This is a genomic window from Actinophytocola gossypii, assembly GCF_025165815.1.
Taxonomy (GTDB): Bacteria; Actinomycetota; Actinomycetes; order Mycobacteriales; family Pseudonocardiaceae; genus Actinophytocola; species Actinophytocola gossypii.
Genome location: NZ_JAFFZE010000026.1, coordinates 98,127 through 111,517, shown reverse-complemented (window position 1 = coordinate 111,517; position 13,391 = coordinate 98,127). Strand labels below are relative to the sequence as shown.

Annotated in this window: 15 protein-coding genes; 11 read left to right on the top strand and 4 right to left on the bottom strand. The window is 70.8% G+C overall.

Annotated elements, in window-relative coordinates; all coding sequences use genetic code 11:
- Positions 1 to 7: 7 nt before the first annotated feature.
- A complete protein-coding gene (locus JT362_RS31575) occupies positions 8 to 1,678 on the top strand; it encodes an alpha/beta hydrolase (RefSeq protein WP_260195535.1) in 1,671 nt (556 codons plus the stop codon).
- A gap of 20 nt (positions 1,679 to 1,698) precedes the next feature.
- On the top strand, positions 1,699 to 2,247 hold the full coding sequence (locus tag JT362_RS31570) for a hypothetical protein (protein WP_260195534.1): 549 nt from the start codon (positions 1,699 to 1,701) through the stop codon (positions 2,245 to 2,247).
- Here the strand turns inward: JT362_RS31570 and JT362_RS31565 are convergent.
- Both JT362_RS31565 and eat read right to left on the bottom strand, forming a co-directional pair.
- Positions 2,231 to 2,434 carry a DUF397 domain-containing protein gene (locus JT362_RS31565; RefSeq protein WP_260195533.1) on the bottom strand — a complete coding sequence of 68 codons (204 nt, stop codon included), beginning with the start codon at positions 2,432 to 2,434 and terminating at the stop codon, positions 2,231 to 2,233. The two genes, JT362_RS31570 and JT362_RS31565, sit on opposite strands and share 17 nt — an antisense overlap.
- A gap of 177 nt (positions 2,435 to 2,611) precedes the next feature.
- Complete coding sequence (gene eat, locus JT362_RS31560) at positions 2,612 to 4,060, bottom strand: ethanolamine permease (protein WP_260195532.1); 1,449 nt, start codon at positions 4,058 to 4,060, stop codon at positions 2,612 to 2,614.
- A 146-nt stretch (positions 4,061 to 4,206) separates the two neighbouring features.
- Between eat and JT362_RS31555 the strand changes: the two genes are divergently transcribed.
- From JT362_RS31555 to JT362_RS31535, 5 genes are read left to right on the top strand one after another with little or no spacing between them, the layout of a single operon-like run.
- A complete protein-coding gene (locus JT362_RS31555; protein WP_260195531.1) occupies positions 4,207 to 5,571 on the top strand; it encodes a glutamine synthetase family protein in 1,365 nt (454 codons plus the stop codon).
- A complete protein-coding gene (locus tag JT362_RS31550; RefSeq protein ID WP_260195530.1) occupies positions 5,552 to 6,262 on the top strand; it encodes a gamma-glutamyl-gamma-aminobutyrate hydrolase family protein in 711 nt (236 codons plus the stop codon). Before JT362_RS31555 ends, JT362_RS31550 begins: the two co-directional genes overlap by 20 nt.
- Entirely contained in the window at positions 6,259 to 7,617 is a 1,359-nt protein-coding gene (locus tag JT362_RS31545; protein ID WP_260195529.1) for an aldehyde dehydrogenase family protein, read from the top strand. Before JT362_RS31550 ends, JT362_RS31545 begins: the two co-directional genes overlap by 4 nt.
- The gene (locus tag JT362_RS31540; RefSeq protein WP_260195528.1) at positions 7,614 to 8,378 is read left to right on the top strand and encodes a 3-oxoacyl-ACP reductase; all 765 of its coding nucleotides are present in this window, start codon (positions 7,614 to 7,616) and stop codon (positions 8,376 to 8,378) included. Before JT362_RS31545 ends, JT362_RS31540 begins: the two co-directional genes overlap by 4 nt.
- Positions 8,378 to 9,109: a FadR/GntR family transcriptional regulator gene (locus JT362_RS31535; RefSeq protein WP_260195527.1), complete on the top strand. Its 732-nt coding sequence runs from the start codon at positions 8,378 to 8,380 to the stop codon at positions 9,107 to 9,109. The genes JT362_RS31540 and JT362_RS31535 overlap by 1 nt, the downstream gene beginning before the upstream one ends.
- A 3-nt stretch (positions 9,110 to 9,112) precedes the next feature.
- Here the strand turns inward: JT362_RS31535 and JT362_RS31530 are convergent, their stop codons facing one another.
- The gene (locus JT362_RS31530; RefSeq protein ID WP_260195526.1) at positions 9,113 to 9,595 is read right to left on the bottom strand and encodes a DUF1707 domain-containing protein; all 483 of its coding nucleotides are present in this window, start codon (positions 9,593 to 9,595) and stop codon (positions 9,113 to 9,115) included.
- Positions 9,596 to 9,666: 71 nt separating this feature from the next.
- On the opposite strand from JT362_RS31530, the gene xerD reads away from it, so the two are divergent.
- Positions 9,667 to 10,578, top strand: a complete 912-nt coding sequence (gene xerD, locus JT362_RS31525; protein WP_260195525.1) for a site-specific tyrosine recombinase XerD — start codon at positions 9,667 to 9,669, stop codon at positions 10,576 to 10,578.
- A gap of 92 nt (positions 10,579 to 10,670) precedes the next feature.
- Here the strand turns inward: xerD and JT362_RS31520 are convergent, their stop codons facing one another.
- Complete coding sequence (locus JT362_RS31520) at positions 10,671 to 11,057, bottom strand: VOC family protein (RefSeq protein ID WP_260195524.1); 387 nt, start codon at positions 11,055 to 11,057, stop codon at positions 10,671 to 10,673.
- 101 nt (positions 11,058 to 11,158) lie between these two features.
- On the opposite strand from JT362_RS31520, the gene JT362_RS31515 reads away from it, so the two are divergent.
- Genes JT362_RS31515 through JT362_RS31505 form a run of 3 tightly spaced genes read left to right on the top strand, consistent with a single transcriptional unit; the run spans position 11,159 to position 13,239 of the window.
- Positions 11,159 to 12,097 carry a ParA family protein gene (locus tag JT362_RS31515; RefSeq protein WP_260195523.1) on the top strand — a complete coding sequence of 313 codons (939 nt, stop codon included), beginning with the start codon at positions 11,159 to 11,161 and terminating at the stop codon, positions 12,095 to 12,097.
- On the top strand, positions 12,094 to 12,420 hold the full coding sequence (locus JT362_RS31510) for a hypothetical protein (protein WP_260195522.1): 327 nt from the start codon (positions 12,094 to 12,096) through the stop codon (positions 12,418 to 12,420). The genes JT362_RS31515 and JT362_RS31510 overlap by 4 nt, the downstream gene beginning before the upstream one ends.
- A 6-nt stretch (positions 12,421 to 12,426) precedes the next feature.
- Complete coding sequence (locus JT362_RS31505) at positions 12,427 to 13,239, top strand: segregation and condensation protein A (protein WP_260195521.1); 813 nt, start codon at positions 12,427 to 12,429, stop codon at positions 13,237 to 13,239.
- The last annotated feature ends 152 nt before the right edge of the window (positions 13,240 to 13,391 follow it).

Sequence of the window (13,391 nt, the reverse complement as noted above, 5' to 3'; positions counted from 1 at the left end):
GTGGTCGATGGTGACCTTCAACCAGTTGCGCGACCTCGACGTGGGCATATACGCGCGCCAGGCTGAGAAATGGACGACGATCGCGCGGCGCGCGGGTGAGCGTGGCGACGATGTGCAACGTCATCTCGACGCGTTGGCGGACTGGATCGGCCCGGCGAGCGACAACGCCAAGGCGGAACTCGGCGTGCTGCGCAGATCCCTGCGCGACATGACCGACGAACTCGACAAGATTCCGCCGGTGGTGACCACGCTGCATGACACGCTTTCCGAGCTGCAGGGTTCACTTCGCCGCACCATCGACGAGGCGACGGGCAAAGGGTTCCAGTTCCACAGCGTCGGCGACGACGGCACGGTGACCGCACGCGCGCCACTTCCGGACGGATCGGCCAATGGCGCGAAGGATCTCGCGGCGCAGCTGACCACGACGTTCCAGGACCTGCTCCGCCGGGCCAACGAGGCCGATGCGACCGCCGCGACCGAGCTGCGCAAGCTGACCGCGCTGGCCGCCGGTTTCGCCCCATCGTCGGACTACAACGCGGCGGTCTGGGGCTCGATCACCGTTCCGGCCAGGGGCACGTCCCCGGAGAACGTGCTGAAGTGGTGGGATGGCCTGTCCATCCAGCAGCGTGAGGCGCTCCTGTTCAACCGGGCCGAAGTGATCGGCGCGATGGACGGCATTCCCGCTGCCGTGCGCGATCGGGCGAACCGGTCGATACTGCCCGGGATGACCGAACACGTGCGCGAGGAGGTGGCGATACTGGAAGCTCGTCACCCGATCAGCGCGGCCGACCAGGAGCGGCTCGCTCAACTACGGGACAAGCTGAACGGCCTGGAAGGCATGATCGACCGGCTGAATCTGCCGCCCGACCACACCCATCCCCAGGCGTACCTGCTCAAGGTCGAGACCGAAGGCTTGGGTAGGACGATCGTGGCGGTCGGGAACCCCGACACCGCCACCAACGTGGCCACCTACGTTCCCGGCACCGGCACTCGCGTCGGCTCGGCCCCGTCGAACATCGACCGGGCGGACAACATGGTTCTGGCCGCAGCGGATGCGGACCCCAGGGAGTCGACCGCGGTTGTCACCTACATGGACTACGAGGCCCCGCAGAATGTCGTCACCGAGTCACCCTTCCCCGGTTATGCCGAGGATGCGGCCGGTGACCTGCGCGAGTTCCAGCACGGACTACGGGTTACGCACGACGACGCCGCGATGGGTGGCCCGTCGCACAACACACTCATCGGGCACAGCTACGGGGGTGAGGTGGTTGGCCTGACCGCACGGGAGGGCGCCGTCGACGCCGACGCACTGGTCTTCGTGGCCACGCCGACGGTGGGGGTGGAACATCCCGCCGGCCTCCAGCTGACCGGGGTGGATCCCGAGCAGATGGACCAACGTGTTTATCACACCATCGGCGACGACGACCCCATGCGCGTTCTCACCGATGTCGATCGCAGTTCACCACACTATTCCGGCGGTGCGGGCGTTGAGCATTCCGACCCACGGCTTCCCAGCCCGCCTCTCGAGCATCAGGCCGTGGAACCGTTCGGTGGCACCGAATTCGCCGCCGATCCCGGTACCGCACACAGCGACTACTGGGACATCGAAAACGACCGGATGAACGCATCGCTCGAAGGCATGGGGAACATCATCGTGGGAATGCAGCCGGCGGGTTGATGCTCCGAACCCCGGTCAAGGTGCTGGTCGCGTGCGCCGCGGTGCTCGCGGTGCTCGCCGTGGTTGCGGTGGTCGCCAACCTTGCCGGGAAGGCGCCGTCCAACGACCGGCCGAAGGAGACCGCTGTGCTGAACGACCTCACCCAACAACAGGCGACGACAAGGGTGGACGACTACACCAAGCTGGTCGCCAGCCAACTTCCACCGGGTTCACGGCTTGTCACTCCGAGGATCGGCACGGTGAACTGCCATACCGCCGACGGCAACGAGCGAACCGGCCAGGTGTTCGTCGCGGCGCGCTACTTCGTCGCGGGTGTGGATCCGGCTCGCTACTCGCGGATGATCGACGATCTCAGGGATACCTGGACAAGCCTGGGTTATCACCTGATCGACGATCTCCACTACGACAACAAGGACCGCACTGTTCGGGTCGCCACGTCTGGGGACGACTACCACCTGACGATGCGCGTCTACGGCGACAACCGCAGCACTCCACTGATCGTGATCGAGTCGCCGTGCGCGTGGCCGGACCCGGCGACGACCTCGGCTCGGCCTAGTGGTGCCGGCTAGTGCGCCCGGCCGTCTTGACGCTGCTCAACAACGCCGCCATCCCGTCGCGGCCGACCGACATCGTGCCCGCGTCGGGCGCCTTGCTGTCGCGCACCGCGAAGCGACCGTCGAGCAGCGCGGCCTCCACACACTCGCCGTTCTCGTCGCTGTAGCTGGACTTGCGCCAGACGAACTCGTTGTCGGTCACGCCAGCTCCTCCGCGATGGCGGCGATCCGCTTACGTGAGGCAGCCGGGCTCAACGCCTCACACCGGTGTCACCCTCGGTCGGAACGCCATGGTGGTCACCGCTCCGCGTAGGCCGGGTACCCGGCCTGTCTGGGTCGACCCCGGACGCGGCGACGCCGGCTACCACCTCCTGAACGGTCAGTCCGCCAGCTCGGACTCGGCGCGGCGGATGGCGGCGAACTCCTCCTCCGGGGCGTTCGCGACCAGGCGGTGGCGGCTGTAGAGGAAGAAGTACGCCAGCGCCACCAGCAGGATGCCGGCGGTGATCGCGGCGGCGAGTTCGTCGACGAAGAACGTCGCGATCACCGCGGCCACCGCGAGTGCGGTCGCGATGCCGGTGGTCACGACACCGCCCGGCGTGCGGTACGGGCGCTCCAGGCCTGGCTCGCGCACCCGCAGCACGATGTGCGACAGGTTCAGCAGCACGTACGACACCGTCGCCCCGAACACGGCGATGTTGATCAGCAGCGCGCCGTCCATGGTCGCCGTGGCCAGGACGAAGCCGACCGTGCCGGGCACGATCAGCGCCAGGTACGGGGTCTTGCGCCGGCCCGTCACCGACATCCAGCGCGGCAGGTACCCCGCCCTGGACAGCGCGAACAGCTGCCGCGAGTACGCGTACATGATCGAGAAGAAGCTCGCCACCAGCCCCGCCAGGCCGACGTAGTTCACGAACTGGGCCAGGAAGTTGTCCCCGCCGTACGCCGCCCGGATCGCGTCCGGCAGCGGGTTGTCCGACTCGGCGATCGTCGACGAGCCGGCCGCGCCCGGCGCCACCACCAGCATCAGCGCCGCGAACACCAGCAGCAGGCCCATCGCGGCGATGATCCCGCGTGGCAGGTCCCGGCGCGGCTCGGACGCCTCCTCCGCGGCCAGCGGAACGCCCTCCACCGCCAGGAAGAACCAGATGCCGTACACGAACGCGGCCAGTACCCCGGCCACGCCGAAGGGCAGGAACGTGCTCGCCCCGGCCGCGTCGGTCGGCGCGATGTCGAACAGGTTGTCCGGGTCGAACTTGCCGATCATGCCGACCACGAACACCACCAGCGCGACCACCGCGATCCCGGTGATCACGAACATCACCCGCAGCGCCTCGCCGACCCCCCACAGGTGCACGCCGATGAAGATCAGGTAGCACACCAGGAACACCGGCCAGCCGCTGGTCAGCCCGAACAGGCCGAGCGACTCCACGTACCCGCCGATGAACACCGAGATCGCGGCCGGCGCGATCGAGTACTCGATCAGGATCGCCGTGCCGGTCGCGAAACCGCCGGTGGGTCCGAGCGCGCGGCGCGCGAAGCCGTAGCCAGCGCCGGCCACCGGCATCGCCGAGGCCATCTCCGCCAGGCCGAACACCATGCACGTGTACATGACCGCCATCAGCACCGTGGCGATCAGCAGACCGCCCCAGCCGCCCTCGGCGAGTCCGAAATTCCAGCCGGCGAAGTCGCCGGAGATCACGTACGCGACACCGAGCCCGGCCAGCAGGACCCAGCCCGCCGCGCCTCTGCGCAGCTGCCGCTGCTCCAGGTAGCTCGCCCCGACTGTCTGGTACTCCACGCCCTCGCGGTGCTGCGGTGTCGACATCGGCACGCTCCCTAATGGGCCACCAACGGTCCTTTGAGCCTCGTCGAGGGTGATCCTGTTCACCTCCATCTGTCAAGACCGCACCGATTGACACGTTCCCGTTGCGCGTGTGCAATGGGCCAGGACCAAACCTTTGGAGGACGCGGATGGCACGACGGGACGGCATGCTCACCCTCGACCAGCTGCGCGGCCTGGTGGACGACGGCACCGTCGACACCGTCCTGGTGGCCATCACCGACATGCAGGGCCGCCTGCAGGGCAAGCGCTGCGCCGCCCGCTACTTCCTCGACGAGGTCGTCGCGCACGCCACCGAGACCTGCAACTACCTGCTCGCCGTCGACGTCGACATGAACACCGTCGACGGCTACGCGATGTCGTCCTGGGAGCGCGGCTACGGCGACTTCGTCATGCGTCCCGACCTGGACACGCTCCGGCTCGTCCCGTGGCACCCCGGCACCGCGCTGGTGCTCGCCGACGTCGAGTGGGTCGAGGGCGGGCCGGTGCCCGCGTCGCCCCGGCAGATCCTGCGCCGCCAGCTCGACCGGCTGGCCGAGCGCGGCCTGGTCGCCCACGTTGGCACCGAGCTCGAGTTCATCGTGTTCGACGACTCCTACGAGCAGGCCTGGAACGCCGCCTACCGCGACCTCACCCCGGCCAACCAGTACAACGTGGACTACTCGATGATCGGCACCGGTCGCGTCGAGCCGCTGCTGCGCGACATCCGCAACGGCATGGCGGGCGCCGGGATGTACGTGGAGTCGGCGAAGGGGGAGTGCAACCCCGGCCAGCACGAGATCGCGTTCCGCTACGACACCGCGCTGACCACGTGCGACAACCACAGCATCTACAAGACCGGTGCCAAGGAGATCGCCGCGCGGCACGGCAAGAGCCTGACGTTCATGGCGAAGTACAACGAGCTGGAGGGCAACTCCTGCCACGTGCACATCTCGCTGCGCGGCACCGACGGCTCGGCCGTGCTCGCCGGCGACGGGCCGCACGGGTTCTCCCCGCTGATGGAGCACTTCCTCGCCGGGCAACAGGCGCTGCTGCGCGAGCTGACCTACTTCTTCGCGCCGAACATCAACTCCTACAAGCGTTTCCAGCCGGGCAGCTTCGCGCCGACGGTGGTCGCGTGGGGCGTGGACAACCGCACCTGCGCGCTGCGGGTGGTCGGCCACGGCGAGTCGCTGCGGGTGGAGAACCGGGTGCCGGGCGGCGACATGAACCCCTACCTGGGCGTGGCGGCGCTGGTCGCGGCCGGGCTGCACGGCATCGAGCACGAGCTGCCGCTGGAGCCCGAGCTGACCGGGAACGCCTACACCACCGACAAGCCGACGGTGCCGGCGACGCTGCGGGACGCCGCCGAGCTGCTGGCCGCGAGCGAAGTCGCCCGGGCCGCGTTCGGCGACGACGTGGTCGACCACTACCTGAACAACGCGCGCGTGGAGCTGGCCGCGTTCGACGTGGCGGTCACCGACTGGGAGCGGATCCGTGGGTTTGAACGCCTCTAGCCCGCTCATCGGCATCAGCTGCTACCTGGAACGCACCCGGTTCGGGGTCTGGGACACCCCGGCCGCGGTCCTGCCACAGGGCTACCTCGACGGGGTTGTGCACGCCGGCGGCATGCCGGTCCTGCTGCCCCCGGTCGGCGACTGGACCGAGGCTCAGCTGTCCCGTGTGGACGGTCTGATCATCGCCGGTGGCGCGGACGTCGGCCCCGAGCGGTACGGCGCCGAGCGCGCGCCGGAGACCGGGCCGGCACGCGCGGACCGGGACCGTTCCGAGTGGACGCTGATCGAGCTGGCGCTGCGCGCGGGTGTGCCGCTGCTCGGCGTGTGCCGGGGGATGCAGCTGCTGAACGCGGTGCTCGGCGGCACCCTGCACCAGCACCTGCCCGACCAGGTCGGCAACACCGACCACCAGCCGGCGCCCGGCGCGTTCGGCCGGGTCCCGGTGAAGGTCACGCCCGGCAGCAGGCTCGGCGGGATCGTGGGGGAGCGGATCGAGGTGCACTGCCACCACCACCAGGCGATCGACCGGCTCGGTGCCGGGCTCGTTCCGGTCGCGCACGCGGACGACGGGACCGTGGAAGGCGTCGAGCTGCCCGGGGCGGCGTTCGTCGCCGGTGTGCAGTGGCATCCCGAGGAGGACGGAGTGGATCGGCGCCTGTTCCGGGCGCTGGTAGGGGAGGCGAACCGATGACCGATGTGATCAACCCGGCCACCGAGCAGGTGGTCACGACCGTGCCGTCCGCGTCAGCGGCCGACGCGGACGCGGCGATCGAACGGGCGCACCGCGCGCTGCCGGCCTGGCGGGCGGTCGCGCCGGGTGACCGCGCCCGGCTGCTGCGCCGCTTCGCCGACGCCGTCGACGCCGACGTGGACAACCTGGCCGCGCTGGAGGTCGCCAACTCCGGGCACACCATCGGCAACGCCCGCTGGGAGGCCGGCAACGTCCGCGACGTCCTGCACTACTACGCGGCCGCCCCGGAACGCCTGTTCGGCCGGCAGATCCCGGTGCCCGGCGGGGTGAACGTCACGTTCGCCGAGCCGCTCGGCGTGGTCGGCGTGATCGTGCCGTGGAACTTCCCGATGCCGATCGCCGGCTGGGGGTTCGCGCCCGCGCTCGCCGCCGGCAACACCGTCGTGCTCAAGCCCGCCGAACTGACCCCGCTGACCGCGATCCGGCTCGGCGAACTGGCTCGCGAGGCGGGTCTGCCCGACGGCGTGTTCCAGGTCGTGCCTGGCAAGGGGTCCGTCGTCGGGCAGCGGTTCGTGGACAACCCGTTGGTGCGCAAGGTCGTGTTCACCGGCTCCACCGAGGTCGGCCGGCGGATCATGGCGGGCTGCGCCGCGCAGGTGAAGCGGGTGACCCTGGAACTGGGCGGCAAGAACGCCAACATCGTCTTCGCCGACGCCGACCTGGAGCGGGCCGCGGCGACCGCGCCGTACGGGGTGTTCGACAACGCCGGCCAGGACTGCTGCGCCCGGTCGAGAATCCTCGTGCAGCGCAACGTGTTCGACCGGTTCCTGGAACTGCTCGAACCGGCCGTGCGGGGCGTCGTCGTCGGCGACCCGGCGCACGAGCGGACCGAGATGGGACCGCTGATCTCCTCGGCCCAGCGCGATTCCGTGGCGTCCTACGTGGACGGTGACGTCGCCTTCCGGGGCAGTGCGCCGGACGGACCCGGCTTCTGGTACCCGCCGACCGTCGTCCTGCCGCGCACCCCGACCGACCGGGTCGTCGTCGAGGAGGTGTTCGGCCCGGTCGTCACCGTGCAGCCGTTCGACGACGAGGCCGACGCGCTGCGGATGGCCAACGACACCGAGTACGGCCTGTCCGGCTCGATCTGGACCGGCGACGTCGGCCGCGCCATGCGGGTCGCGCGCGGGGTGGAGGCCGGCAACCTGTCGGTCAACTCGCACTCGTCGGTGCGGTACTGGACGCCGTTCGGCGGCATGAAGCAGTCCGGGCTCGGCCGCGAACTCGGCCCGGACGCGCTGGACGCGTTCACCGACACCAAGAACGTCTTCATCTCCACCGAGGGGGACCAGTGAACCGACTGGAGGGCAGGGTCGCCGTCATCACCGGGGCGGCCAGCGGCATCGGACTCGCCACCGCGCGGCGGTTCGCCGAGGAGGGCGCCCTCGTGGTGGGCGTCGACCTGAACACCGAGGCGATCGAGACGCTGGCCAAGGAGGTCGACGGCGACGCGATCACCTGCGACGTCACCGACGAGGCCGCCGTCGAGGCGATGTTCCAGCGCGTCGTGGACACCCACGGCAGCGTCGACATCGCGTTCAACAACGCCGGCATCTCCCCGCCGGAGGACGACTCGATCCTGGAGACCGGCATCGAGGCGTGGGAGACCGTGCAGCGGGTCAACCTGACCTCGGTGTACCTGTGCTGCAAGCACGTGCTGCCGCACATGCGCCGGCAGGGCAAGGGTTCGATCGTCAACACGGCGTCGTTCGTGGCCGTGATGGGCGCGGCGACCTCGCAGATCTCCTACTCGGCGTCGAAGGGCGGGGTGCTCGCGATGAGCCGGGAGCTCGGCGTGCAGTTCGCGCGCGAGGGCATCCGGGTCAACGCGCTGTGCCCCGGCCCGGTGAACACGCCGCTGCTGCGCGAACTGTTCGCCGCCGACCCCGAGCGGGCCGAGCGCCGGCTCGTGCACGTGCCGATGGGCCGGTTCGCCGAGGCCGAGGAGATCGCCGCCGCCACCGCGTTCCTGGCCAGCGACGACGCGTCGTTCATCACCGCGTCGACGTTCCTGGTGGACGGCGGGATCTCCGGCGCGTACGTCACCCCGATCTAGTGCCCGCGCACGGTCGACGGGACGCGGCCGCGGCGGTGTTCCGGCCGGTTCGCACCCGCAACGCGTTCGAGGAGACCGTCGAGCGGCTGCTGCAGGCGATCCGGCTCGGCGTCGCCGCGCCGGGGGAGCGGCTGCCCGCCGAACGGGAGCTGGCCGCGCGGCTCGGGGTGAGCCGGGTGACCCTGCGCGAGGCGATCCGCGCGGTCGCCGACGCCGGTTACGTCGAATCGCGGCGGGGCCGCTACGGCGGCACGTTCGTGGCGGAGGACCTGCCCGGCCTGCCCCGCCCCCGGCGCGGCGCGGCGCCGTCCGGCGTGGAACTCGAGGACGTGCTGACCCTGCGCCGGGTGCTGGAATCCGGTGCCGCCGAGGCGGCGGCCGCGCGGTCGCTGAGCCCGGCCGACCGCCAGCACCTGCGAGTGCGGCTCACCGACGCCACGGACGTCGCGCCGGGGGAGGAAGCCGAGTACCGGCGGCGCGACTCGCGGCTGCACCTGGCGATCGCCGAGGTCACCGGGTCGGCGTCGCTCACCTCGGCCGTCGCCGACGTGCGTACCGGCGTCAACGAACTGCTCGACGCGATCCCGCTGATCGGAGCGAACATCGAGCACTCCGACGAGCAGCACCGCCTGATCGTCGAGGCCATTCTCTCCGGCGACGCCCCCGCCGCCCGTGCGGCCATGGACGAACACCTGGACGGCACCGCCGCGCTCCTCCGCGGGTTCCTCTGACGTTCAGTCGCGCAGCGGCCGCCCGTACCGATCCTCGCCACCCTTGGCGATCAGGATGACCCCGTCGACGAAACTCCAGACCACGCCCACGAAGAAGATCGCCGTGAACAGCTGCGCCAGCGCCGTGCCGGTGTGCCCGGTGTAGAACCGGCCGATGCCGAACGGCAGCAGGATCTGCAGTACCCCGGCCGCGATCCGGCTCCGGTCGGAGTACTCCACGGGTGACGGCGCGACCGGCCGGAACGCCGGCAGCGGCTCGTCCCGCCGCACCGGCGGCACCATGAACGGCGGACTTGGCGCGGGTAGGTCGGCGAACAGTGGCCGCAGGTCGGCGCGGGTCTTGGCGTCGAGCGCGAGCCCGACCCGCTCCTCGTACTCCTCGACCTGGAGCCTGCCCTCGGCGAAGTGCTCGCCGAGCAGCCGCACGGCCGACTCCCGCTCGGCCGTGCCGATCCGGAGCTCGTCGCTGCCGACCGGTTCCTCCACGAGATCCACGATACGCGCCACACCCACGCGGTTCCGTCGTTCGCGACCCGCACGCGAATACCCTGGATCCCATGGTCGACGTCGTGATCAGCTATCTCGACCACCTCGCCGTCGAACGCGGCACCGCGCCCAACACCCTCGACGGCTACACCCGCGACCTGCGCCGCTACACCGAGCACCTGACGGAGTCCGGCGTGTCGTCGCTGGCCGAGGTGACCGAGGCACACGTGTCGGCGTTCCTGGCCGTACTCCGCGAGGGCGACGCCGAGCACCCGCCGCTGGCCGCGTCGTCGGCCGCCCGCGCGCTGGTCGCCGTGCGCGGCCTGCACAAGTTCGCGGTCCGCGAGGGCCTGGTCGAGCTGGATCCCGCGCGCGACGTCCGCCCACCCACGACGCCGCGGCGGCTGCCCAAGGCCCTGCCGGTGGCCGACGTGCTGCGCCTGCTGGACACCCCGCCGCCGGACGGGGCGGGCCCGCTGCGGGACAGGGCGCTGCTGGAGGTGCTGTACTCGACCGGCGCCCGCATCTCGGAGGCGGTCGGCCTCGACCTGGACGACGTCGACGCCCGCGAGCGCACGGTGCTGCTGGACGGCAAGGGCGGCAAGCAGCGGCTGGTACCGATCGGCCGGCCCGCGCTGGACGCGCTGGACGCGTATCTGGTGCGCGCCCGTCCCGGCCTGGCCACGAGGGGCCGCGGCACACCCGCGGTGTTCCTGAACGTGCGCGGCGGACGGCTGTCGCGGCAGAGCGCGTGGCAGACGCTGAAGGTCGCCGCCGAGCGGGCCGGGATCGCGGCGTCGGTGTCCCCGCACACGCTGCGACACTCGTTCGCGACGCACCTGCTGGAGGGGGGCGCCGACGTGCGGGTGGTGCAGGAACTCCTCGGGCACGCGTCGGTGACCACCACGCAGATCTACACCCTGGTCACGGTCAACACGCTGCGCGAGGTCTACGCCACCGCCCACCCGAGAGCCCTGGGTTGACGGGTGAACCACGGCCCGCTGGCATGACCGCTCGGGTGAACGAGCCTCGTCGCCCGCGTGACCAGCCCCTACACCTTATGGACTGGGCCCGGTCAGGTCAGCTCGAAGAGGGTCAGCTGCAGGCCGGCGGGGCCGTCGAGGCGCGCGTTGGTCGAGCCGAACGGGGTCGGACGCGGAGTCGCCAGGACAGCGCCACCCGCCTCCGCCAGCGCCGCGGTGCTGGTCTCCACGTCATCGACCTGGAAAGCGACTCGAATGTGACCCGCCACCCGGCGACCGACCTCGACCTCGTCGATGTACTCGGCCGTCGACGGCTCGGCGATCTCCAGCGTCGCCTGCCCGGCGTCGAGGATCATGACCCGTCCGCTCGGCGGTTGCACGGCATCCCGTTCGGGCAGCCCCAGCGCGTCACGGTAGAAATGCACGGCCTCGTCGAAGTCGGCGGCGGTGACGACGAGGCGGAGCTGGTGAACCGGCATGGCGGGAGAGTAGCCGCCCCCACGGCGAGCCTCTTTGCCGGTCACGCGGCGCGATCTCTAAGCTGCGGCGGACAGTGCGGACGACAAGGAGCTAGGTCGTTATGTCGACAATGCATCCCTCGGAACGGGAGCTCAGCCTCGCCCCACGAGCGGCTTCCGACGAGGACGAGGCGCTCGACGACAGCCCCAACGGCTCGTTGGGCCCGACCGGGCGACCCAAGCGGCACATTCCGGAGCCACCGCTGCTCAACGGCCACGGCCCGGCCAAGGTACTCGCCCTGTGCAACCAGAAGGGTGGGGTGGGCAAGACCACCTCGACGATAAACCTCGGCGCGGCGCTCACCGAGTTCGGCCGCCGGGTGCTGATCGTCGACTTCGACCCGCAGGGCGCGCTGTCGGTCGGCCTCGGCATCCCCGCCCACCAGCTCGAACGCACCATCTACAACGTCATCATCGAGCGTTCCGCCAGCGCCACCGACGCCGTCATCCGCACCGGTGTCGACAACATGGACCTGCTGCCGAGCAACATCGACCTGTCCGCGGCCGAGGTCCAGCTCGTCGCCGAGGTCGGGCGGGAGCACACGCTCGTGCGCGCGCTGCGCCCGGTGATCGACCAGTACGACTACATCCTCATCGACTGCCAGCCGTCGCTCGGCCTGCTCACGGTCAACGCGCTCGCCGCCGCCGACGGGGTGCTGATCCCGCTCGAGTGCGAGTTCTTCAGCCTGCGCGGTGTCGCCCTGCTCATCGACACCATCGAGAAGGTGCGCGAGCGGCTGAACCCGAAGCTCGAGATCACCGGCATCCTGGCCACCATGTTCGACCCGCGCACCCTGCACTCCCGTGAGGTCATCGCCCGCGTGGTCGAGCGGTTCGACGACATCGTCTTCGACACCGTGATCAACCGGACCGTCCGGTTCCCGGAGACCACCGTGGCCGGCGCGCCGATCACCGTGTGGGCGCCGCGGTCGGCCGGCGCGAAGGCCTACCGGCAGCTCGCCCGCGAGGTCATCTCCCGAGAAGTGGCGATGGCCAGGTGAGCCGTCGCGCCCCACTGCCCGGTGCCGCGGAGCTGTTCCGGCCGACCAGCCAGCGCGGCGACGACACCTGGCCGGTCGCCCACGCCTCACCCCGCCGGGGTTCGCCCAGGCAGAAGCACACCTCGAAGATCACGGTGTACGTGTCGGACGAGGAGCTGCTCGCCCTCGAACACGCCCGCCTCGCGCTGCGGGCCACCCACGGTCTGGCCGTCGACCGCGGCCGCGTGGTGCGCGAGGCCATCGCGGTGGTCCTCGCCGACCTGGACGAACGCGGCGAGGACTCGGTGCTGGTGCGGCGGCTGCGCAACGACACCGGGAAGTAGCGTTCGTTGATCGATTCCGTGCCCGACGCGCGGTTCACCGTGCGGCTCTCCAACTTCGAGGGCCCGTTCGACCTGCTGCTGCAGCTCATCTCGCAGCACGAGCTGGACGTGACCGAGGTCGCGCTGCACCAGGTGACCGACGACTTCATCGCCCACCTGCGGCAGGCGGGGGAGAACTGGAACCTCGACGAGACCACCGAGTTCCTGGTGGTCGCGGCGACCCTCCTCGACCTGAAGGCGGCCCGCCTGCTGCCGACCGGCGACGTTGAGGACGAGGACGACCTGGCGCTGCTGGAGGCGCGCGACCTGCTGTTCGCGCGGCTGCTGCAGTATCGGGCGTACAAGCAGGTGGCCGCGCTGTTCGCCGAGCTGGAGGCCGGCGCGCTGCGGCGGTACCCGAGGTCGGTGGCGCTGGAGGACAGGTTCTCGTCGCTGCTGCCGGAGGTCATGCTCGGCGTGAGCGCGCAGCGGTTCGCCGAGATCGCCGCCGCCGTGTTCCGCCCCAAGCCGCCGCCGACCGTGTCGATCGACCACCTGCACATGGGGAAGGTGTCGGTGCGCGAGCACGCCGCGGTGCTGCGGGTGCGGCTGGCGTCGGCCGGCGGAGCGACCTTCGCGGAGCTGGTGGCCGACTGCGAGCACAGCATCGAGGTGGTGGCGCGGTTCCTGGCGCTGCTGGACCTGTACAAGGAGGACGTGGTCCTCTTCCAGCAGGAGGAGGCGCTCGCGGAACTGCACGTGCGCTGGACCGGCGGCAGCATCGAGGACGCCGAGGCCGCCGCCACGCCCACCCCGGGCGACGAGGAGGAGTACGGGTGACCCCGCGAGACCAGCACGAACCCCCAACCACCCCCGACCCGGTCGAGGCGGCAACCGATCCCCCCACCGAGGTGCCGGACGACGCTGATCCGCCCGCTGAGACCGAGTCCCCTTCCGATGAGGCCGCCGCATCGACCGCCGCCGACCTGCCC